This is a genomic window from Bowmanella dokdonensis (assembly GCF_017254865.1).
Lineage (GTDB): Bacteria > Pseudomonadota > Gammaproteobacteria > Enterobacterales > Alteromonadaceae > Bowmanella > Bowmanella dokdonensis.
In genome coordinates, this window is record NZ_JAFKCV010000002.1 from 13,552 (window position 1) to 34,249 (window position 20,698).

The 20,698-nt window shown below is 53.6% G+C and carries 18 protein-coding genes; 7 read left to right on the plus strand and 11 right to left on the minus strand.

Features of this window, described 5'->3' with window-relative positions; genetic code table 11:
• Nucleotides 1–5 precede the first annotated feature (5 nt).
• The gene (gene nagK / locus J0A66_RS03230; protein WP_206572358.1) at nt 6–881 is read right to left on the minus strand and encodes an N-acetylglucosamine kinase; all 876 of its coding nucleotides are present in this window, start codon (nt 879–881) and stop codon (nt 6–8) included.
• A 195-nt stretch (nt 882–1,076) separates the two neighbouring features.
• Nucleotides 1,077–3,680, minus strand: coding sequence for a family 20 glycosylhydrolase (locus J0A66_RS03235; RefSeq protein WP_206572359.1), 2,604 nt, complete (start codon nt 3,678–3,680; stop codon nt 1,077–1,079).
• A 119-nt stretch (nt 3,681–3,799) separates the two neighbouring features.
• Here J0A66_RS03235 and J0A66_RS03240 point away from each other — a divergent pair, with 119 nt between their 5' ends.
• Nucleotides 3,800–5,323 carry a tetratricopeptide repeat-containing sulfotransferase family protein gene (locus tag J0A66_RS03240; protein ID WP_206572360.1) on the plus strand — a complete coding sequence of 508 codons (1,524 nt, stop codon included), beginning with the start codon at nt 3,800–3,802 and terminating at the stop codon, nt 5,321–5,323.
• Here the strand turns inward: J0A66_RS03240 and J0A66_RS03245 are convergent.
• The 4 genes from J0A66_RS03245 to J0A66_RS03260 form a co-directional block, all read right to left on the minus strand.
• Nucleotides 5,294–6,811, minus strand: coding sequence for a tryptophan halogenase family protein (locus J0A66_RS03245; RefSeq protein WP_206572361.1), 1,518 nt, complete (start codon nt 6,809–6,811; stop codon nt 5,294–5,296). The two genes, J0A66_RS03240 and J0A66_RS03245, sit on opposite strands and share 30 nt — an antisense overlap.
• Nucleotides 6,808–8,358 (minus strand): tryptophan halogenase family protein, encoded by a 1,551-nt coding sequence (locus tag J0A66_RS03250; RefSeq protein ID WP_241264002.1) that lies wholly within the window; start codon nt 8,356–8,358, stop codon nt 6,808–6,810. Before J0A66_RS03250 ends, J0A66_RS03245 begins: the two co-directional genes overlap by 4 nt.
• 9 nt (nt 8,359–8,367) lie before the next feature.
• Nucleotides 8,368–9,090 carry a SapC family protein gene (locus J0A66_RS03255; protein ID WP_206572362.1) on the minus strand — a complete coding sequence of 241 codons (723 nt, stop codon included), beginning with the start codon at nt 9,088–9,090 and terminating at the stop codon, nt 8,368–8,370.
• 132 nt (nt 9,091–9,222) lie between these two features.
• The gene (locus J0A66_RS03260; protein WP_206572363.1) at nt 9,223–11,820 is read right to left on the minus strand and encodes a TonB-dependent receptor; all 2,598 of its coding nucleotides are present in this window, start codon (nt 11,818–11,820) and stop codon (nt 9,223–9,225) included.
• 267 nt (nt 11,821–12,087) lie between these two features.
• On the opposite strand from J0A66_RS03260, the gene J0A66_RS03265 reads away from it, so the two are divergent.
• From J0A66_RS03265 to J0A66_RS03275, 3 genes are read left to right on the plus strand one after another with little or no spacing between them, the layout of a single operon-like run.
• Nucleotides 12,088–13,122: a LacI family DNA-binding transcriptional regulator gene (locus tag J0A66_RS03265; protein ID WP_206572364.1), complete on the plus strand. Its 1,035-nt coding sequence runs from the start codon at nt 12,088–12,090 to the stop codon at nt 13,120–13,122.
• Between the two features lie 11 nt (nt 13,123–13,133).
• Complete coding sequence (gene cobB, locus J0A66_RS03270) at nt 13,134–13,829, plus strand: Sir2 family NAD+-dependent deacetylase (RefSeq protein ID WP_206572365.1); 696 nt, start codon at nt 13,134–13,136, stop codon at nt 13,827–13,829.
• An 11-nt stretch (nt 13,830–13,840) separates the two neighbouring features.
• The gene (locus J0A66_RS03275) at nt 13,841–14,476 is read left to right on the plus strand and encodes a LysE family translocator (protein WP_206572366.1); all 636 of its coding nucleotides are present in this window, start codon (nt 13,841–13,843) and stop codon (nt 14,474–14,476) included.
• Between the two features lie 25 nt (nt 14,477–14,501).
• On the opposite strand, the gene J0A66_RS03280 is transcribed toward J0A66_RS03275, so the two are convergent.
• The gene (locus tag J0A66_RS03280) at nt 14,502–15,113 is read right to left on the minus strand and encodes a toast rack family protein (RefSeq protein WP_206572367.1); all 612 of its coding nucleotides are present in this window, start codon (nt 15,111–15,113) and stop codon (nt 14,502–14,504) included.
• Nucleotides 15,114–15,367: 254 nt separating this feature from the next.
• On the opposite strand from J0A66_RS03280, the gene J0A66_RS03285 reads away from it, so the two are divergent.
• The 3 genes from J0A66_RS03285 to J0A66_RS03295 are packed head-to-tail and all read left to right on the plus strand — an operon-like array spanning nt 15,368 to nt 17,554.
• A complete protein-coding gene (locus J0A66_RS03285; protein ID WP_206572368.1) occupies nt 15,368–16,129 on the plus strand; it encodes a hypothetical protein in 762 nt (253 codons plus the stop codon).
• Nucleotides 16,104–16,907 (plus strand): glucosaminidase domain-containing protein, encoded by an 804-nt coding sequence (locus tag J0A66_RS03290; protein ID WP_241264003.1) that lies wholly within the window; start codon nt 16,104–16,106, stop codon nt 16,905–16,907. Before J0A66_RS03285 ends, J0A66_RS03290 begins: the two co-directional genes overlap by 26 nt.
• Nucleotides 16,904–17,554, plus strand: coding sequence for a DUF2987 domain-containing protein (locus J0A66_RS03295; protein ID WP_206572369.1), 651 nt, complete (start codon nt 16,904–16,906; stop codon nt 17,552–17,554). The genes J0A66_RS03290 and J0A66_RS03295 overlap by 4 nt, the downstream gene beginning before the upstream one ends.
• Before the next feature lie 2 nt (nt 17,555–17,556).
• On the opposite strand, the gene ttcA is transcribed toward J0A66_RS03295, so the two are convergent.
• From ttcA to fnr, 4 genes are all read right to left on the minus strand, one after another.
• Nucleotides 17,557–18,477, minus strand: a complete 921-nt coding sequence (gene ttcA, locus J0A66_RS03300; RefSeq protein ID WP_206572370.1) for a tRNA 2-thiocytidine(32) synthetase TtcA — start codon at nt 18,475–18,477, stop codon at nt 17,557–17,559.
• 64 nt (nt 18,478–18,541) lie between these two features.
• Complete coding sequence (locus J0A66_RS03305; RefSeq protein ID WP_206572371.1) at nt 18,542–18,901, minus strand: DUF4112 domain-containing protein; 360 nt, start codon at nt 18,899–18,901, stop codon at nt 18,542–18,544.
• A gap of 35 nt (nt 18,902–18,936) precedes the next feature.
• Nucleotides 18,937–19,869 (minus strand): universal stress protein UspE, encoded by a 933-nt coding sequence (gene uspE, locus J0A66_RS03310; RefSeq protein ID WP_206572372.1) that lies wholly within the window; start codon nt 19,867–19,869, stop codon nt 18,937–18,939.
• Between the two features lie 90 nt (nt 19,870–19,959).
• Nucleotides 19,960–20,694: a fumarate/nitrate reduction transcriptional regulator Fnr gene (gene fnr / locus J0A66_RS03315; RefSeq protein ID WP_206572373.1), complete on the minus strand. Its 735-nt coding sequence runs from the start codon at nt 20,692–20,694 to the stop codon at nt 19,960–19,962.
• Nucleotides 20,695–20,698: the final 4 nt, after the last annotated feature.

The window sequence follows — 20,698 nt, forward strand, 5'->3', positions numbered from 1 at the left end:
CTCACTCAAACTTGTTGTTGGGCAAAATGGATAGCGCCGATTTCCGGTGGCTGTATGGCCGGCTGGATCAAGGTGCGTATGTCTGCATCCAGCCAGGGTTGAATCTTCTGGGCCAGGCCGCCGATCATGGACAAGCGCGGAGGTTGGTGGCTCATCAGCTTATAAGCCAGCCTGTTCAGATAATCGGCCCCAGCGCGGACGATGCCAAGGGCATTTTCATCACCGGCTTCGGCACATTCCAGTACCAGTGGCGCCAGCCTGGCATAGCCGGCCGGGGCCAGGTTAGCCATACGCTCAGCCAGTTGCTGGGCATTGTTACATTGGGTCAGTTCGAGCAGCCTGGGTACCAGGCCGCTGTGCGGCATCAGACCATCCAGGGACTGCAGGCAGAGCTTAACCGCTTTGATACCCAGCCAGGCTCCGCTGCCCTGGTCACCGACACTGAAACCATGTCCACCCAGTTCGATCTGCGTGCCGTTTACCTGGACCATACCACAGGAACCGGTACCGGTGATGATCACCGCGCCGTCTTGCCCCCCATGAGCACCAAGGCAGGCAATATGCAGGTCGGTGGTAATATGCATCTGTTTAAAAGGGTGGTCCCACTGTTCCAGCATCAGGCGGTACTTGGGCAGATTAACCCCGGCCAGGCCGATACCGACTATTAGTTGGTCGATGTAACCGGCAGGCAGCCTGGCCTGTTCCAGCGCCTGTTGGGTGGCATCGAGGATGGAATTGATAGCAAGATCCAGTCCCTGATTGGGGTTGGCGGGGCCGGCAATACCGCTGGCCAGCCGGTTCTCCTTGTCATCGGTCAGCAGCACCCGGCACTTACTGCCGCCGCCGTCGATGCCCAGATAGAGTGTTTCTTGCGTTTTCATTCCATCAACCCTTCTTGACTTGTTTGGCCGGCTTGCCTGCCCCGTGTGGGGGGAGCGGCCAGAATAGAGACTATCAGAAAAATGACAGCGTTGTCATTTCGTTTTAACCTTAATCCGGGTCTTTTCGAATGCCCACTCCACTGGTCGGAGTAGCAGGGGCGGGGAGTCTTCCCCGGCCTGCTGTTAGTAGGATGGCTACTTGGCATGGCTGGCTACCCTGAGAATACGACTGCTTCGCTTAAAGCCTGGCAGTCTGGCACGAATTTCCACTTCGCCCCTCACTGACACCGGTGACTGATAAGACTGCCAGGGGCCTTGATCGGTGCGGTACTCTATCTGCAGTGCCGGCCACAGGGCGTTGGCATACAGCTTACCCTCTTCAATCTTGCCGCCCGGGGGCGGGAGACGGAACATGATCTCGTCAGCGGCCAGACGGGGTAGGGTTTCGCTGGCCAGTTGCCGGACAAAGCCCTGCCAGTCCTGTAACTGAGCGGTACGGGCCGACGGGGCAAAGTGTGAGGTCTTTGGGCCATATTCTCGGCCGGCCACGTAATCCAGTTCCCAGTCTGCCCGGTGCCAGGCGCGCTCAGCCAGGGCGAACAGCCGGGGGTAGAGCATATATTCGGCCTGACTGTCGTGACGCACCGTCTCACTCCAGAGTTGGCCCTGGATGCCGGTAATGCCTGCGTCCTCAGCCAGTGGGGTGGTGTCTTTGGCTGCGTAGGGCTGACCCAGGCGATCCGGCCAGAGCTCCGCATGGGCAGGCAGGTTGTCCGGCATAAACTGGAAAACCTGGAAGGTATCGGTGCTTCTTGAGCCCCAATAATAGCCGGGCTCTTTAGGATCGGCCGTTGCCGGAAAGTCGAAATACAGTACATCGGGTAAGGAAAGTACAGTGTCCCAGCCCCGGTTGGCAAAGTCATGGGCGCGGTTATGGCCCTGTGAATAGAGGGTGTCCCAGATATTGGCCTGAATTCGCGGAGACAGTTTATCCGGTTCAACATGGCTTAAACCGTCGGACCAGGCGCCGGCCATAATACCCATCTGATTGACTATGCCGGTCACTTTTTCGACGAAATAAGCGGTCAGATGCTCCGCCTCGGCGATGTTTTCCCGGGCCATCAGTTTCTGGCAGGCCGGTGAGGCTTTCCAGGCGCCAGCCGTTTCATCGGCACCGATATGATAGCGACTAAGCGGCAGACCGGCCTGTTGGTGCATTTGCTTAATTTCCCTCAGGACCTTTTCCACAAAGGTATAGGTGGAGTCCAGGCAGGGATTGAGCGTATTGTCGTGATAATACTGGATGGACTGATAGACAGTGCTGTCATCCGGATCGGTCAGCAGATACTGCCTGGCTTTGCCGGCATCCTCTTGCTCCATGTAGTGCTGATATCTGGCCTGCATTGCCCGTACCGCCGCACGGGAATGGCCGGGCATATCCAATGAGGGGATCACCTCTATATGACGGGCTTTGGCGTACTTAAGAATGTCCTTATAGTCCTGTACGCTGTAATAGCCATTGACCTGGGTGTCGCGGTGAGGACCGCTGCCCAGTTGCGGTAACAGACAGCGACGCTCATCCGGGTCGTGACAGCGGTAGGCGCCGATTTCCGTCAGTTCGGGCAGTCCGGGGATCTGCAGACGCCATCCTTCATCGTCGGCCAGATGCAGGTGCAGTTTGTTCAGTTTAACCAGCGCCATCTGGTCCAGCAGTCTTAATACCATCTCCTTGGAGTGAAAGTTCCTCGCCACATCAAGGTGCAGACCGCGAAATGCAAAGCGGGGCGCGTCCTGATAGCTGCCGGTGTGGACCTTCAGGCCTGGCTTGTCCAGCAGCGCCCACAGGCTGATCAGGGCATATAGCTGACCTGTCTTGCTTCCGGCATGAATATCAATACCCTTGTCTGTTATCTGCAGGGAGTAGGCTTCGGGGGCCAACCGGTCACTGAACGACAGGGTCAGGGGAATACCTTGCGGGCTGTGCTGAATCCCTGCCTGCTGTAATTGCCCAGTGGCGAACGCCAACTCCGGATCCTGAGGCAGTTCCACTCCTTTGCTCAGATCCAGCCAGTGGCCATTGGGGGCAGCGTCACTGATGGATGGAATAATGCGGGTTGGATTGGACTCGTCAGCATTGCTGCTCTGTTGAGGGTGGAGTGTCTGGTGGTATTGGTACAGATAAGCCGCATCAGCCTGCGCTACGCTGTCATCGGGACTGCGCAGATATTGCTTTGGTAGAATAAAGGGTTCCACATGGGCGACGGCAATCAAATCACTTTGCTCATCCCGCTGTTCTTTGGTCGATTCGATAACCCGGGGGGCGAGTCCTTCGCTCACCAGATAGTAGTTGGGCATAATGTCGGATTCGGACACAAAGGCGTGAGCGGCTTTCAGCGGAACGACCAGAGTCTTGCCGCTGAAACCTGAGAATTCAGCGGTGGGGGTAAGACGGTGCAGATCGCCATTGATATGGCTAATATCAAATTCTGTACTACCTTCCCAGTCAATGGGTCGTGGATGGCTGAAATAGAGTTGCCAGTCGGTGGCAGCGAAATCTTCAGGCATACTCAGGGTCAGGTTGGCCAGGTAGCAATTCCCTTTTGTCTGTCCGTCTTCGCAGTGTGTCTCAAAGTTATCGACCAGCTTGTAGCTGACCTGCAGGTTATGCGCCAGATGGTCCAGTTGCTGCTGGTCAAGAGCGATTGCCTGCAGCGGCAAAGCGGCCGCGCAAATCAGCATGGCTTGCAAGGAGCGGGTAAGGCCGGTTGAATTCGATAGCAATGAGGATGGTTGCGTCACAGTTTGGTTCCCGATAAAATGACAGCGTTGTCATTTATGTTAACAAAGCTTTTCTGCAATGCAAAGAGTTTGTGTGCTAGCTTGGCCAACAGCCAAGCCAGACTGGGCCTGACCCCCTTATGAAAGAGATTTCCATCCGGTTTTCCGACTATCAGCAAGCGGTAAGCATGTCCGTAGAACAGGCCGAACTCCGGCTACGTCGGCTGGTCGGCCATGTCCCGTCCAACCAAAGTATCCTGGCAGCAACACAGATCCTAGACCAGGCTCCCGAGACGCTGGCGGTGCGCTTAATATTGTGCAAATTGTATTATCAGGACGGCAATTTTCAGGCGCTGGAAGAGATAAGCGGGCAGGGGCTTTACCATCACCCTCTCGATGAAGGACTGTTGCAGGCCCATACCCTGGCGCTTCGTTATCGCCACGCCCATGGACAGGCGTGCGAGATCCTGGCTGGGGCGTTGGAAGAAGCACCCGGCGCCGTTGCCCTGCGCCATCAACTGGGCCTGCTTAAAAAAGAGCAAGGGAGGCTGATGGAGGCGCGGGAAATTTTCGACGACTGTATCAAAAAACACAGGAACTTTACTGAAGCGTACTGGAGCCGGGCCGATATCAGCGCGGATATCCCCGTGGCAGAGTTGCGCGAGATGGAACAGCTGACTGAGCTTGAACACAACGCCCTTGGCAGAGCACAACTTTGCTATGCGCTGGGCCGCGGCTGGGAATGGTACGGAGAAACAAAGCAGAGCTTTCACTGGTACAGCCAGGGGGCGGCGGCTCGCAGGACGCTTTTCAGGCATGAGGCCGGGCAGGAACTCAGGCGGTTGCAACAGCTTAGCGTCAAACTCTCCGCGCAACATTTTGATACCGGCTGCCCAACCAAGCCTGACTGGGCAGCCCGACTCCCGGTTCCTGTCTTTATCTGCGGTTTTCCCCGCTCAGGAACCTCCATGCTAGAAAGATTGCTGGCCGGTCACAGCCAGATTACGCCGCTGGGAGAAACCCTGGAGTTGGCCCGCGCCAGTCAGTCAGTTCTCAAAGAGGCTGGCATCAGCAAGGAATATCCTGACTGGCTGCCCTTGCTCAATGAGCAGCAATGGCAACATATAGGGGAGCATTACCTGCAGCGGATTACCTCCAGGTGCAGCAGCGGATTATGTATCGATAAGATGCCGGCTAATTACAAGGCCATTGCTCTGATTAAAAAAGCCCTGCCCCATGCCAGGATCCTGCATACGGTAAGGGAGCCAATTGCCACTATCTGGGGATGTTTCAAGCAGCTGTTTGCCGATGGTCAGGCCTTTACCTATGATCTGGACGAACTGACAGATACGTACCTGGCTTATCAGCACTTGATGCGGTTCTGGCATCAACATCTGCCGGGTCAGATCCTGGATGTTTCCCTGGCTGAGCTGACCCAGTCAACCGAACAGCAACTACGCAAAGTGTTGGATCACCTGAGCCTGCCTTTTGAGCAGACCTGTGTGGATTTGAAGGGGAACAGGGCAGTGGTGGCCACCCAGAGTGCCGCTCAATTGCAAGAGGGAATAGAGGAGCGTTACATTCAAGGCTGGCGCGCTTTTGAACCCTACCTGCACGGGGTCAGTCAACGCTTGTCAGACTGGCAGGGTGCCGATAGCCTTTAAATAAGCCGCATGGGGCAGGGCCTGCTGACGGGCCATCTCAACCTTTTGTTTACCGCGGGCAAAAACCTGCTCAATCTGCTCAGGGTCGGGCCTTAGGGCCAAATCAGGATAATGCTGCATCCCATAGAGCACATAGCGGTAGTTCTCATCGGTAAAGGTGGTGGCATAGCTGCCGGCCAGATCCAGGTATTCGCAGACCTTGTGCTTCCAAACGGCCAGCTTTTGCTTAAGTGCCGGGCAATGTTCCACGCTGGCTTTGGCCTGACGCCAGAAGTCGGTATCGTCTCGATCGGTAAGGCAATAATGCAGCACAATAAACTGCTTTAAGTCCTCATAGACGCCGATCATCAGCTCGTTATAGGAATCCCGCACGGGCTGACTGATCTCGCTGGATGACAGATGGGTGGCCAGAAGCCTGGCGCCGATATTGATCACATGCAGACCGGTGGACTCCAGCGGCTCGATAAAGCCGCCGGCCAGGCCCATGGCGATACAGTTACCCACCCAGAATTGCTTTCGCCGTCCAACCTTCATATCCAGGTGCACCGCTTTGAGCACAGCGCCCCCGGTGCCGATAAAATCCCGTAGTTCCGCTTCAGCCTGCTCAGGAGACAACCGGTTACCGTCATACACATAGCCGGTGCCCTGACGGTTGGTCAGATCAATCTGCCAGGCCCAGCCGTTTGTCAGCGCCGTGGCCTGGGTATAGGGCCTGGGCTCGATACTGTCAGCATAGGCTTTTTGAATGGCCACCGCTTTGTTGCAGGGCAGGGCGTCAGCAAAAGACTGCCAGTTATTCTGCTGTAAGGCTTCCATCAACAGACCTCGAAAGCCGGTACAATCCACAAAGATATCGCCGTCTATCCTGCCCTTATCGGTCACTACCGCCTGTATGTGATCCCCCTGCGTTTCAACCTCACTGACGGTGGCTTCAATATGCTCAACGCCGCTTTGCACTGCTTTTCTGCGCAGGAAGCGGGCCATCAGGGTGGCATCCAGGTGATAGCCATAGGGAACTACACCGTCATAAGCCCGAGAGTTTTTGCCTTTGGCGCAAAGCCCGTCACGAATCAGATGCACGCTGGTACACACCGCCTCGTCATAGCTTCCTGGCGTACCGCTGGCAAACCAACTGGAGGAAATATCCAGTTGCGAGCCGGAAAGATTCGCCTCGAAGGGATGAAAGTATTCATGGGTCCGACCATTAACCGGCTTCATCCAGTTACGAAACAGGATCCCCGATTTGAGGGTGCCGTTGGCTTCCTGCATCAGTTCCCGTTCATCCAGTCCCATGGCGGCGAAGAAAAAGCGGATGCTGTGCACGGTGGCTTCACCCACACCGATAATGCCGATGTCCGGGCTTTCCACCACCCGGATATGCAGTGCGCCGGGCTTTGCATTGAAATAGCGATTCAGGTAAATGGCGGTCATCCAGCCGGCGGCACCGCCGCCGACAATGGTTAAGGTACGCTGTGGTGCTGTGTTCATATGCGTTGCAAGCCGTATTGACGAATTCTGTTAATCAGCTCCCGGTGGGGAAGCATCTGAGCGGCCAGTTGAGCGGCCCTTTTTTGCATGGCCTGCACTTTTTGCTCTGCCGCCATGGCAGGTGCAGCGAAACCTGGTCTGTCGGCAATCTGGGTAGGGTAGTGCATGCCATAGAGCACGTAGAGGTAATTTTCCAAATTGAAAATACCGGAGACATTGGTGAAGTCATAGTGGCTGGGCAACTGATACCGCCAGTACTCGAGATTTTCCTGCAGACTCTGTGGAATGCTTTGCTCATGACGATTGTCCAGCCAGAATTCGCTGTCATCGCGGTCCGAAATGCAGTAATGCAGCTTGATAAAATCCACCACCCTCTCCCAGGCATAACTGACCTGCCGGTTAAAGCGTCCGGCTGTCTGGTCTATCTGCGCCTGATGGGCCGGAAACTGGTCGGCCAGCATCCTGGACGTTATATCGAACATCAGCAGACCGGTGGCTTCCAGGGGTTCAACGAACCCCTGGGACAGGCCAATAGCAACACAGTTCTTGTGCCAGAATTTCTTTCGGTAGCCCACTTGCATTGGGATCCGCCGCATGGCCAGATCATTTGCTAGGGGCCCCAGATAGTCACGCAGGTTGTGTTCGGCCTGCTCATGGCTGGTATGAGACGATGAATACACATAGCCAACGCCACGTCGTTCAGTCAGCCCAATATCCCAGATCCAGCCTGCGTGTTGTGCCGTGGCCAGGGTGTGGCAGGCAATTGGCTGGGCAGGTGAAGAGTAGGGGACCTGGACCGCCAGGGCAGTATCTGCAAGCAGAACATGGGACTTGTCCACCAGGGGAATATTCATCGTCTGGCTCAGCAACAGGGCATTAAAGCCACTGGCATCCACATACAGATCACCTTGTATCTCACCGGCACAATCCGTGATCAGGCTGTCAATGCCGCCATCGGTCTTGACCTTAACAGAGGTGACATGGGCGCGAATATGCCTGACACCGAGTTTATTGCTGCCATGCTCCGCCAGCAGCTTACCGAACTTGGCCGCATCGATATGGTAAGCATATTGACTGATGCCCGCGTATTCCGGCTGGGTCATGAGCTTAGGGCCCAGGCCGGCATCACAGAAACGGCCCTGCACAGAAACGGCATCGGCATAATGCATACCGGGCAGTTTGCCCTGTAACCAGGCCGGCGTGGGATCAGAGTCCAGAATGTCGGGGTAATCGAACAGATGATGGTAGCTGTGGGCAGCCCCCTGGCGGGGCTTCATCCAGCCGACAAACTTAATGCTTTGTTTAAAGGTGGCGTCGGCTTCACGGAGCAACCGGGTTTCGCTGATGCCCAGGTGATGCAGACTGCTGCGAATGGCCGGTACGGTGCCTTCGCCCACCCCGATTGTGGGAATGTCGGGAGACTCAATCAGACTGACCTGCACCGTATCCGGCAAATGGCTTTGCAGGCGTCTGGCCAGATGGTTGGCGGCCAGCCAGCCGGCTGTTCCGCCGCCTAGTACCACCACATGGCGGATCTCCCCCGTCATGGCTATCCCTTACTTGTTGTCACCGTTGACTTCAATATATTTACGGGTCAGACGGTGAATTTGCTGCATGGAGAACAGTTGCGCATAAATTGCCGACAGCAGGCCGCGGCTGCGGAAGACCTCAAGGTCTTCCAGAGACAGGCTGTTGACTTTTTGTTCGTCGATCACATAGATACCGTTAAGGACAAACTCCTCACCGTTTTTCATGCTGATTTTCATATCTCTGGACACCAGCAAATCCTTCTCCAGCAGCATCTGCATAAACTTCAGCGTCATTTGCGTGTCGCTGATATAGCGCACCACCGACTCGCCCCTGGCCTTGAGAAACTCCGTTTGTTCCCCTTGCTCATCAAACAGCGCTTCCCCTTCATGGGCATTGACCAGCTCGTGGGATTCATCAATGCAGATCATCAGTTCTTCAGAACCCTCCTCTTTTGGCGTCACGGAAAAAGGAGCATTACGCAGGGCTTGGGGAATATAGCCGGCAGGGAAACTGTCGCCCTGGCAATAAAGGTTCTGGCCGCGTTTGAGGCCCATCATGGCCACACAATGGAACTGGCCGGTGTTTTCGCTTTTAACGAAGATGATCGGAAACTCGGCGGCCACGCCGACAAACTCCCTCAACAAGACAGGGATCAGGTGATCTTCGGCAAAGCTTTTGAACAGGGCCTTATTCTGGACTTTCAGGTGACTATGAACCTGGTTATTCAGTGGCACGATATGGGTGGACATAATGACTCCAAATACTTGTAACTACCCACTGGGTTAATCCACCGGGTATAGTGAAAGTGCCCGATTGAAGCAGCTTTCCAGGGATAAAAAAAGGGGCAAGGCCCCTTTTTTATCCCTTGTGCACTTTAAATGTCAGAAACGCACGCTGACCCCGGCTGTGATGCGACGGGCTTGTTCGTATTCAAATACGGGGAAGCCGCGGGCAAAGCCGTTGTAGAAGCTGGGGAAGTTATTGTTACCAAACTGCTTGGAGCCTTCTTCGGTAATGTTATTCACATCCAGTTTGAGATCCACATTGTCGGTCAGATGATAGACGGCGCCGAGATCCAGGGTCCCGTAATCATCATGCAGACGATTTCCGTAGGAGCCCACCTCACGCAGCATGTACTGATCGCGCCAGTTGTAGGCCAGACGAATCTGGAACTGGTCGTTTTCGTAGTAACCCGTGATGTTGTAAGAGTGCCGTGAACTGTCGCTCAGTACACCGTTACCATCTGCAGGGAAGGTATCTTCATCCGTGTCAGTTTCGGTATAGGTGTAGTTAACGATACTGCCGAAGCCATTGCCGTAATCCTGTTGGTACTGCAATTCCAGACCTTCGATGGTGGCATCCTTACCATTGGCCTTTTCCTGCACTGTCCAGCCAAACTCTGCTTCATAGTCAGGCAGCTCGAAGGGGATCTCCCCAGCGCTGGCGCTGTACTCGGTGAAGGACACGAAGTTCTTCACATCTTTCTTGAAGATGGCCGCCGACAACAGAGAGCTCTCGTTGAAGTACCATTCCAAGCCCACATCAAATTGGTTGGACACAAAGGGTTCCAGCCCCACATTACCCTTGATCCAGAACTGGTTGTTTGGCAGGTCGTCATTGGTGCCGCGGATATCCGGATTCACGTACATATCGATGTACTGGGGGCGGGCCATCACGCGGGCTGCCGCGAAACGCAATACCAGATCGTCCGTCAGGTTCATGGCCAGGTTGAAACTGGGCAGGAATTCGGAGTAGTCGGCCTCTTCGGTCTGGCGCTGTCCGTCCACGTAGAATACCGAGGTGGCATCGGTGGAGGCGTAGCGCAAGCCGAAGTTACCACGGATATTATCGCCTTTGTACTTGGCCATGACATACGCAGCCAGGTTGTCTTCCTGTATTTCCGAATGGGCGCCCAGATCCTCATTTTCCCCGACTATGCTGGCTTTGGCCCAGTCTTTGAGGGCATCAGCGTCGAACTTGATGATCTGGTAATCACCGGCGCCCACATCCATCAGCCCCTGGTCCAGGCCGCTGGTGGAGATGGTGGGATTGAAACCATCTTCCTGTACATACTCAAAACGCAGACTGGTACTCTCATGCTCTGTGTACTTAACGCCACTCTTGATGGCATAGATGGGGCCCAGATCCACATCAAACTCGATATCGCCCTGATAATAGGTTTCATCGTCTGTCTTGGGTGTGCGGTTGAAATTGGGACCGGTGCCCATGGTCAAGGATCCCGGATCATAGGTTGAGTAGGTGGCATTGTTTTCGCCAATACCATCAAAGCTCCAGCTCTGATAACCGTTGGTAAAATCGTAGGTGCCATTATTGATAGGCGTTCCACCGGTGCCATCTTCCAGCACCATTTCGAAGTCGGTGCCACCTGATGAGGTGGTCTTACCGGCCTGCAAACTGAGTTTGTAGTTTTCACCCTGATAATTCAGGCGCACATCGAACACATCGGAGTTCATGGTCGCTTCACGGGGACGCGCCTGATAATAGGCCACATTCAGCGGGCCTTTGACCGGCGTAACATTTTCACCCTCGCCGATGAATTCCTCCGTCACGCCACCACCCCAGGTGGTATCAGCCTGGGTCAGCCACAACGCGTAGTTCACGTTGTCGGCTTCCATTTTCATGTCCATATAATTGACAATGACTTCCAGATTATCTGTTGGAGCATACTGCAGGGTCGCCGTGATAGCGGAACGTTCACGCTCCTGGGTAAAGCCTACGGGGCCGGCACCCCATTGCCAGAAGGCTTCGTTACCCTGACGCTGAAGATGGCGTTTTTGCATGACACCACTGACCAGCAGGCCGAGGTTTTCGTCTTCATTTTTCCAACTCGCCAGGCCGGAGAATTGCGGGTCGGTTTCTTCTGAATCGCTCTGGTACTGGCCTTCAACGGAGCCGTACAGGGTCAGGGGATCCAAATCCAGCGGCTTGCGGGTGTTGACGATGACCGTACCACCGATGCCGCCTTCTGCCAGATCGGCCTGGGAGCTTTTGTAGACTTCCAGATCACCAACCAGCTCCGAAGGGAGCAGTTCATAGTTGAAGCTGCGCTTTGCTGGCTCCAGCACGAACCAGCCGGTGGACGCGACGTTCTGACCATTGAGAGTGGTCAGTGTTAAGTCTGCACCGGTACCACGAATCGAGACTGCCGCTCCTTCACCGAATTGGCGTTGGATGGTTACGCCGGGGATCCGCTGCAGTGATTCTGCCACGTTCTTATCCGGGAACTTGCCGATGTCTTCTGCCGTAATGGCGTCAACAATGGCGTTTGAGAAGCGTTTTTCGTTAAGGTTGGCCGCCGCACTGGCACGAATGCCGCGTACCTGAATAACCTCTACATCCTGATTCTCTGCGCCAGTCTGGGTGTCCTGAGCCATGACTGATTGGCTGCTGATGGTTGCACCGACCATCATCGCCAGGCTCAGGCCCTGCGTGATTTTGTTTAGCTTGGTTGATGTCATGATGCCCTCTCATGATGCTTATTGTGTGGATGACAACGCTGTCATTTGTTGTTATTTAAAATGACAATCGCCGACATTGGAATATGACAGCGTTGTCATTAAGTTCAACTTACATCATAATTTTCAAAGCCGCAACTGCCCGGTTACAAAAAAATTACATCTGTAGTCCTTCAATCGTTCAGTCAACCACCAGTTATGCAGGTCAGGGCTGGTATTTAGGCGAGCCATCATGTTTACTAGCGTTCACAAGGGTTTTAGAGAAACCAAATGAAATCAACCATTAAGGATGTTGCCCACCTGGCAGGCGTGTCCATCAAGACAGTGTCGCGGGTGATCAACAAGGAAGCCTCGGTGCGGGCCGACACCATTGAAAAGGTCACCCAGGCCATCAAGTCGTTGAATTATGAACCCAATCTGGCTGCCCGAAACCTGGCCGGCACCCGTTCCTACACGCTGGGCTATGTGTACGACAACCCAAATGCCTACTACGTGATCGACATGCAAAATGGCATTCTTAGCGAATGTCGAGAGCGGGGGTATGAACTTATTATCCACCCGTGCAATGCGGCTTCTGCGACCATCTGTGATGAGCTCAAGACCATGGTGACCAAATCACAGTTGGCTGGACTGGTAATTTCGCCACCTCTGTCTGAGATGCCCGAAGTCTTAAAGACCCTGAGCGAAATGGATATACAGTTTGTGCGCATTATTTCCGGGTCCGGACAAAAGCCCGAATCCACTCCCTGTATCTTTGTTCATGACCATGAAGCGGCGCACCAGATCACCCGGCATCTGATTGGGCTCGGCCATCAGAGAATAGCTTTTATCAGCGGCGATAAGGGACACAAATCCACCGATGAGCGCTTGAATGGCTTTAAAGCGGCGATGAAAGAGGCCGGACTGCCAGTGTTGCCTGAGTACCTGTTTGAAGGACAGTACTCTTTTGAGACCGGGGTCAAGGGGGCCAAACGCTTGCTGGGACTGGACAAGCCCCCCACAGCTATTTTTGCCTGTAACGATGAGATAGCCGCCGGCGCATTGTTTGCCTCGCGATTGTTGAATGTATCCGTACCCGAACAGCTCTCCATCGCCGGATTCGAGGATAGCCCTTTTTCCCGCCAGACCTGGCCAAAACTGACCACCGCGGCCCAGCCCACCAATTTGATCGCCAGAAAAGCGGCGGGATTGCTGATTTCCCAGATTATGCTGCAGCGTAGCGGTAAGACCAAACCGGACACGGTGCACCAGCATTTCGAACCGGAACTGGTGGTCAGGGAGTCCACTCAACGTACTTCAGCGTAGAGGTGGGGCGGGTGAAGTACAAAAAAGTGGTGATTCTGACCGGCGCAGGCATTTCCGCCGAGTCCGGCCTTAGCACCTTCAGGGACAGCAATGGTTTATGGGAAAATCATCGGGTAGAGGAAGTGGCGACGCCAGAGGCCTTTGCCCGGGATCCGGATCTGGTTTACCGCTTTTACAATCTGAGGCGACAGCAATTGGCAAAGGTTCTGCCCAATGCAGCCCATCATGCGCTGGCAAGGCTTGAAAGGGAATTTCCAGGGAATTTTTTACTGGTGTCTCAGAATGTGGATGATCTTCATCAGCGTGCAGGTAGCAGGAAATTGATTGCCATGCATGGTGAGCTGTCTAAAGCCCGTTGTATTCAGACAGAAGAGGTTTTTGATTTTCAGGGCGATTTTTCTCAAAGGGCTGGCTGTCAGTGCTGTCGGCCGGCGAGTAAGATTCGTCCCCACGTGGTCTGGTTTGGAGAAATGCCCCTGCAAATGGAGCATATTGGCAGGGCGCTGAGGGACGCTGATCTCTTTGTTGCCATTGGCACTTCCGGACAGGTTTATCCCGCAGCAGGCTTTGTTGCCGAAGCTAACCGGGCAGGGGCCCACAGCATTGAGATTAACTTGCAGTCCGGTTCAGGCACCTTTGCCCAAAAGCGTTGTGGTCTTGCCAGTCATCTGGTCCCGCGACTGGTCGATGAATTGCTCAAGACGTAAGGAAAAGAGGCATGTTAGATGCGCTGCAACCCTACTGGGTTGAATTTATCACTATCGCTACGGTTCATCTGCTTGCGGTGGCGAGCCCCGGCCCCGATTTTGCCATTGTACTCAGGCACAGTATCAGCTTCGGGCGCCGGGCTGCCGTGATTACCAGTGTCGGCATCGGTCTGGCCATTTTGCTGCATGTAGCCTATTCGTTGCTTGGCATAGGGTTGCTGATTAAAACCACTCCCTGGTTGTTCGATGTACTGAGCTATGCGGCGGCCGCTTATCTTGCCTGGATTGGCTTTAATGCCATCCGCAGCACACAGTCTTCAGCAGCACGCATCAACGGGGAATCCGGGCAAATCTCAGATAAGAAGGCTTTTGTGACGGGTTTTGTGACCAATGGGCTTAATCCCAAAGCAACCCTGTTCTTTCTTTCTTTGTTTGCCGTGGCCATATCAGCGCAGACGCCTAATCAGATTAAAATCTTCTATGGCCTTTATTTTGCCGTGGCCACAGCCTTGTGGTTTATCGGCCTGTCTTTCTTCTTAAGTTCCAAGAACGTCAGGGACTTTATCCGACGTCAGGGCCACTGGTTTGACAGGATCATGGGCGTGCTGCTGATTGCCCTGGCCGTCAGGCTGGTATGGGGGATGTAGCGGCAGATAGCCGTCCCCCGCATCATTACCTGCCACGGACTTCGACTTCACCCACACCGACTTTGGCCTTGATCTCGTAATGACCCTCGCCACGCCAGCTGACCTCTTCGCTGACGATAGCCCGATCGCTGCTGTAGTTGGTAAACCCCTTCAGATCGGCTTCGCCCACACCGGCTTCCAGTTCGATGCGCCGATAGTCCTTGCCAGCCAGTGAAACATCAATAGAGCCGACCCCTACCTCAACATCCAGGTCCCGGCTGGCATTCTCGATGTTCATTTCACCCACTCCCAACTCCAGAATCAGATTCAGGTGGGAGGGAACCTTCACATGCCACTCTTGTTCAGTATCTTCCAAATCCACTTCCAGTTTGATGCGGTCGCTACTACTGCTTTGACGAACCTCAACATCGTCCCTATCAAAAGAGCTGAACCAACCTCCATCTGCTTCGCGTACCTTAACCCGATATTCGATATCCGTACCTTCATAAGCCTCTATCTGCACCTCACCTACCGGGACATCCAGCACAAACAGCGTGGCGGAGCCTGCCGGTAAGCGGTCCTGAAGGGTTACCTCATCTTTTGCCAGGACCGGCAAGGCAAGAAGGGCTAATACTGAAATGATTAGTCTTGTGTTCATTGTGCGTTCTCCGTTTGTTGAAACCCCATGGGCTCAGTACTGTATGTTTTGCTTGAAGTGGATTATGCAAGTCAGGCACCAAGAATTTATTTCAACTAAAACAATGACATGGAAACCATTTTCTTAAGATGACTGTCTTATGATGGTGATTTTCCTGATTAATTGGCGAAACTGGCGACTGACAGACTTCAATAATCAGTGCGTTCGGCATGGCCCTGATCGCCCGCCCGCTGGTATCATAGTCGCCATTGAAGTTGCTGAGGTTTAAAGCATTGCAGGAGAAAAAGCGTTTGGTGCTGGGTGGCAGCCTGGAGCACGCCCTGGCAGGGGAGTATAAAATCGATTTACGGGCCCTGCTCAAAGAAGGTTGGGCCCTTTCGAACACTAACCGGTGGGTAATGGTGCAGGCCGTGCTTTTGTTGGTGTCTCTGACCATCGTTGGGGTGCTGGCGTACCTCAAACTAGCTGAAATTAAAGGTATTGAACCCACAGATCCACAGTTCCTTATGCTGGCGGAGCTTGGCTGGATAATCCTCAGTGCTCCGCTTTTTACCGGATTGATTATGATGGGCATCAATAACAGTGTCGGCGGTATCTGCAAGCCGGAGCAGCTGTTTCATTTTCTGCCCAGAACCCTGGTGCTGGCACTGACCGCCTTAATGTCGGGTTTGCTGGTGGAACTCGGCATGATGTTGTTTATCCTGCCCGGCCTGTACCTGATGGTGGCGACCAGCTTCAGCCTGCCATTGGTTGTGGAGAAGGGACTGACTCCAGCCAAAGCCATTTTTGTTTCCATCCGTGTGATTAATCATAAATGGCGCGAATTCCTGCTGCTCTACTGCCTGTTTGGCTGCCTGTTCTTCCTTAGCATTATCACCTTCGGCCTGGCCTTGTTCTGGGTGGCTCCCTTTTACTATGCGGTGAAAGGTCTGCTATACAGAGATATCTTTGGTATTACCGTGCGCGTTGATATCAGCACAGGGGTTCAGCATGACGAATCTGTCTTTCATGCGTGACAAGCCTCTTACTCAACTGCTCCGGCTTGTTTGGCTGGTGCTGGTCGGGGCGGCCCTGATTTATCCTTTTATCGGAGAGGAAGAGCAAACTCTTATACCCATGCCTGACGAAATTTCCGCCGAGGTACCGGATTTTTCCACCTATGAATCCATCGAAGAAAAGAAACAGGCATTCTTTGAATACTTACGTCCGGCAGTGAACTATCACAATCAACTGATTCTTCAGGAGCGCAATTTTGTTCAGGCCATGCGTCAGAAAATAATTGAAGGGCAGAAGCTGGGGCTGATCCAGAAGCGCCGGCTGGATAAACTGGCCCGCATTTACAAACTGGACAAAGCGGTTAACGACCTGGACAGTATCAACAGACTGCTGCGCAGGGTGGATATAGTGCCGACCGAGCTGGTGCTCGTGCAGGCTGCCAATGAGTCGGCTTGGGGAACGTCAAGATTTGCCCGGGAAGGCTTTAATTTCTTCGGTATGTGGTGTTTCAGGCGAGGTTGTGGCTTTGTTCCGAGGCAACGCGAAGAAGACTCCAGCCATGAGGTGGCCAGGTTCAAGGACCTGTCCCATGCAGTGCGGGCCTACCTGACCAATATCAACAGCCATTATGCTTACAGTGAACTGAGAGGGATCCGGGCTTCCCTGCGCCGCCATCAGCAGCCCGTGTCAGCGGAATATCTGGTGGACGGCCTGATGAGTTACTCTGAACGGGGACAGGACTACATAGATGAACTGCTGCACATGATACGAACCAACAGGAAATATATTAATTCATGAAATCTGCCATCCTGCTGATCACCGCGCTGGCGGGACCCCCCCTTGTCCTGGCCGAACCACTTGAGTTGGACTACGCCAGTCTATACTGCCATACCCGGCAACTGGATGATGAACAACTGGATGCCCTGCAGTTTGCTTTTGGCTTCAAACATCATCAGAAGGGACATTTGTGCGGCATTGAGTCGGCGTACATTCATACGCCAAAACAGGATATCCCTGTCCGGATAAACAATGAACAGCGATTCGTGGTGCCGTCAGAAAAGGCCCTGAAGCTGGCCAAAGCCGTGGTCAGGTTTGAACTTGCTGAACCGGTTAATCAATGTGACATGTCGGTGCAGCTTGAGACCAAACCCCAATATCTGAAATCGCGCTATGACCTGGAAGAATTGCGTGAGATCTTTATTCAGTACCAGACGTTCTTCGATGACATGGGCGGTTTTCTGTCTTTTATGATGCCATCGGTACAGGGACTCAAACTGCAGTTTGGCACAGAAGTGACGGAGCAACCCAGTATGTACGGATTGCAGCCGCCGGCGTTGCAGAACCATCAACTGAATTTGAATGAAGCCTTTCTGCAGGGGCAGGGAAGCATTGATTTACCTGCCGCTCCCCTGCGGATTACTGCTATTACTCAGCAGGACGGATAACTTTAATCCAGGTTAACTATCTTAAGTTCAGCAAAGGCTTCTTCCACCTGAAATGAAGGGGGTACGGCAGGCAGCTCCGGTGCATCGAAGCCGATATCGCCCCCTTCATAGGGAGTTTCCTGCGTCTTCAGCCCGCTAAAGTCAAACAGATTGGGATCGGCCAAGTGGGAGGGTGTTACGCTCTGCAGAGCTCTGGCCATATTCTCTATCCGTCCCGGGTACTGCTTGTCCCAGCCTTGTAACATCTGTTTGATGACCTTACGTTGCAGGTTCTCCTGCGAACCACAGAGATTACAGGGGATGATGGGAAATTCCAGCAGCTGAGCGTAGCGATCAATGTCCTTTTCGGCGCAATAGGCCAATGGCCGGATAACCATCTGTTTACCATCATCACTGACCAGTTTTGGAGGCATGGATTTCAGCTTGCCGCCGTAAAACATGTTCAGGAACAGGGTTTCGAGCATGTCATCACGGTGATGGCCGAGGGCAATTTTTGTCGCACCCAGTTCGGTGGCAGTGCGATAAAGAATTCCTCTTCTTAATCGGGAGCATAGAGAACAGGTGGTTTTACCTTCGGGTATCTTGTCTCTGACAATGCTGTAAGTGTCTTCAGTGACGATTTTGAAGGGGACACCGATGGACTGCAGATATTCAGGCAGTACATGGGCGGGGAAACCCGGTTGTTTCTGATCCAGGTTGACGGCAATGAGTTCAAAACGAATCGGCGCAATCCGCTGCAGGTAGCGCAGTATATCCAGCATGGTATAGCTGTCTTTGCCGCCGGAGAGGCAGACCATGATGCGGTCACCTTCCTCTATCATTTTGAAATCTTCAATAGCCTTGCCGACGCCACGGCGCAGGCGCTTCTGCAGCTTGTTGAAACCGTATTTCTGCTTGCCGGTGAGTTCGTCTAATCGCGTCATTGGGCACCCCTGAATTAAGGCGGCGATTATAACTAAACAGCCGGCAAATGACAGGGCGTCCGGGTCAATTCTTCTCCCACCAGGACTCCAGCAATGCCAGGTTACGACGATTGGCCTTGAAAAAAATATCCAGCAGATCGCCAACCACAGGAACAGAACCGAGCAGAAAATCAGCCAGACTGTTAGCCGTCATTCGCAGGCACAGGATCCAGGGAGCACCCAGCTTTCTGGCCAGCATCACCAGTCGCAAAGAAACCAGACCCATGAGCAGATCTCCCAGGCCGGGAATCAGTCCGACAATAAAGTCCCAACCGAAAGAGAGCCTTGTCCCCGGGACCCTAAAGGCCCCATCGGTCAATCTTGCCAGCTTTCTCGCCTGCAGTATTTCTTTGGGTATCTGAGTATTGTCTTGCCTGGTGGACAAATCAGTGCGTCTCCTGCATCCGGTGGCTATGCCCACTATTTCTGCAAGGGACTGACAAAACCTTCTGGTTTAATGGCCAGCACGTCACAATCCAGCGTACCTATTACATGCTCAGCCGTGTTGCCGATAAGGGCCGCTGAAATGCCATGGCGGCCCACAGTGCCAATCACCACCAGTTCGGCATCCATGTCCTTGGCTACCTGAGGTATGACATCTTCGGGCAAACCTTCCTGCACGAAACACTGCTCATCAGTGACTCCATAGGTGCTGGCGAACGTCTTCATGGCATCCTGATGATGGTTGCGCACCGACTGGTTGAAACTGGCCGGATCAAACTCCGGTATTTCGATAGCGATATTGACCGGTGTACCAGGATAGGAGTTGACCAAGTTGACCCTTCCGTTGAGCGTCTTTGCAAACTCCATGGCGGTACGGGTGACACGCTGATTCAGCGACTTATGCTCTTCGTCTTCGGTGCCGACATTGACAGCGGCAAGAATATTGCCGCCCTCCGGCCATTCGTGCTCTTTCACCAGCAACACGGGAACCGGCGCTTTGCGCATCAGATGCCAGTCGGTGGGGGTGAAAATAACGGACTTGAGGCCACCATGACCCTGCGTCCCTTTGATAATAAGGTCATACTGATTTTCGAGGGTTTCATAGATGATGCTTTCAAACGGACGGTTGTGCCATACAACTTTAACGTCCACAGACAGGCTCTTGTCGGTAACCTGTTTGTCCACCAGTTCGGTCAGCCATTCTGTTCTGTCGTCTACCACCGCCTGGCGCATGGTTTCCCGCTCATCCACGGACAACATGGTGGTCATTTCATAGGAGAAATCATAAATGGACAGGAAAGCTGTCAGACTGGCACCTGTCTTTCTGGCCAGATCCATGGCCCGGCCAAGGGCTTTTTGCTGTTCCTGCGTGGGGTCGATGACGACCAGTAATTTATTGTAATTGATCATTTTCCCTACCATCAACGTGAATGTAGTATAAGTCTATGTTAGGGCAGTATTTTTATCCAACCTACAAGTTGAGCAAGATCAATATTCCTGTTAATTGACCCCAGCGGCCAGCAGTGGCGCGTCAACCAGTTCCAGCATCGCCTGGGGTTTCAGGAGAGTAATAAACTTACCTTCCACCTGGATCAGTCCTTCTTTCTGAAAGCGGGTCAATAACCGACTGATGGTTTCTACCGTCAGGCCCAGAAAGTTGCCGATTTCACCCCGGGTCATACTCAGGCGGAATTGGCTGCTGGAAAAGCCCCGCTCGTGGTAACGGCGGCCCAGATGGCTGAGGAAATAGGCCAATCGCTGATGGGCAGTGCGTTTGTTGAGCAACATGAACATGTCCTGATCTTCTTGGATCTCATGGCTCATCAGCCGCATAACCTGCTGCCTGAGCCTGGGCAGATCCCCGGATAGGTTTTCCAGGGTGGAGTAGGGGATCTCACAAACCATGGACGTCTCCAGAGCCTGTGCAAAGCTCCGGTGGTGCTGATGATGGATGGCGTCAAAACCGATGATGTCCCCGGGCAGGTGAAAGCCGGTGATCTGTTCCTCACCATCGGAAGCCAGGGTAAAACTCTTGAATGAACCGGACCGCACTGCAAACAGACTGTTGAGGGGCTCTCCGGACTGGAACAGGCGCTCGTTCTTCTGAAACGGGCGCTTGCGCTGGATGATATTGTCCAGTTTTTCCAGCTCATTGCTGTTCAGCGTAAAGGGCAGGCAAAGCTGACTTATGCTGCAGTTTTGGCAATGAATGGTGCAATCGCGATAATTTTTCATGGGT

Coding starts and splice junctions, on each gene's coding strand:
- nagK (WP_206572358.1), bottom strand. CDS start 881: ATGAAAACGCAAGAAACACTCTATCTGGGCATCGACGGCGGCGGCAGT.
- J0A66_RS03240 (WP_206572360.1), top strand. CDS start 3,800: ATGAAAGAGATTTCCATCCGGTTTTCCGACTATCAGCAAGCGGTAAGC.
- J0A66_RS03245 (WP_206572361.1), bottom strand. CDS start 6,811: ATGAACACAGCACCACAGCGTACCTTAACCATTGTCGGCGGCGGTGCC.
- J0A66_RS03250 (WP_241264002.1), bottom strand. CDS start 8,358: ATGACGGGGGAGATCCGCCATGTGGTGGTACTAGGCGGCGGAACAGCC.
- J0A66_RS03255 (WP_206572362.1), bottom strand. CDS start 9,090: ATGTCCACCCATATCGTGCCACTGAATAACCAGGTTCATAGTCACCTG.
- J0A66_RS03260 (WP_206572363.1), bottom strand. CDS start 11,820: ATGACATCAACCAAGCTAAACAAAATCACGCAGGGCCTGAGCCTGGCG.
- J0A66_RS03265 (WP_206572364.1), top strand. CDS start 12,088: ATGAAATCAACCATTAAGGATGTTGCCCACCTGGCAGGCGTGTCCATC.
- J0A66_RS03275 (WP_206572366.1), top strand. CDS start 13,841: ATGTTAGATGCGCTGCAACCCTACTGGGTTGAATTTATCACTATCGCT.
- J0A66_RS03280 (WP_206572367.1), bottom strand. CDS start 15,113: ATGAACACAAGACTAATCATTTCAGTATTAGCCCTTCTTGCCTTGCCG.
- J0A66_RS03290 (WP_241264003.1), top strand. CDS start 16,104: ATGACGAATCTGTCTTTCATGCGTGACAAGCCTCTTACTCAACTGCTC.
- J0A66_RS03295 (WP_206572369.1), top strand. CDS start 16,904: ATGAAATCTGCCATCCTGCTGATCACCGCGCTGGCGGGACCCCCCCTT.
- ttcA (WP_206572370.1), bottom strand. CDS start 18,477: ATGACGCGATTAGACGAACTCACCGGCAAGCAGAAATACGGTTTCAAC.
- uspE (WP_206572372.1), bottom strand. CDS start 19,869: ATGATCAATTACAATAAATTACTGGTCGTCATCGACCCCACGCAGGAA.
- fnr (WP_206572373.1), bottom strand. CDS start 20,694: ATGAAAAATTATCGCGATTGCACCATTCATTGCCAAAACTGCAGCATA.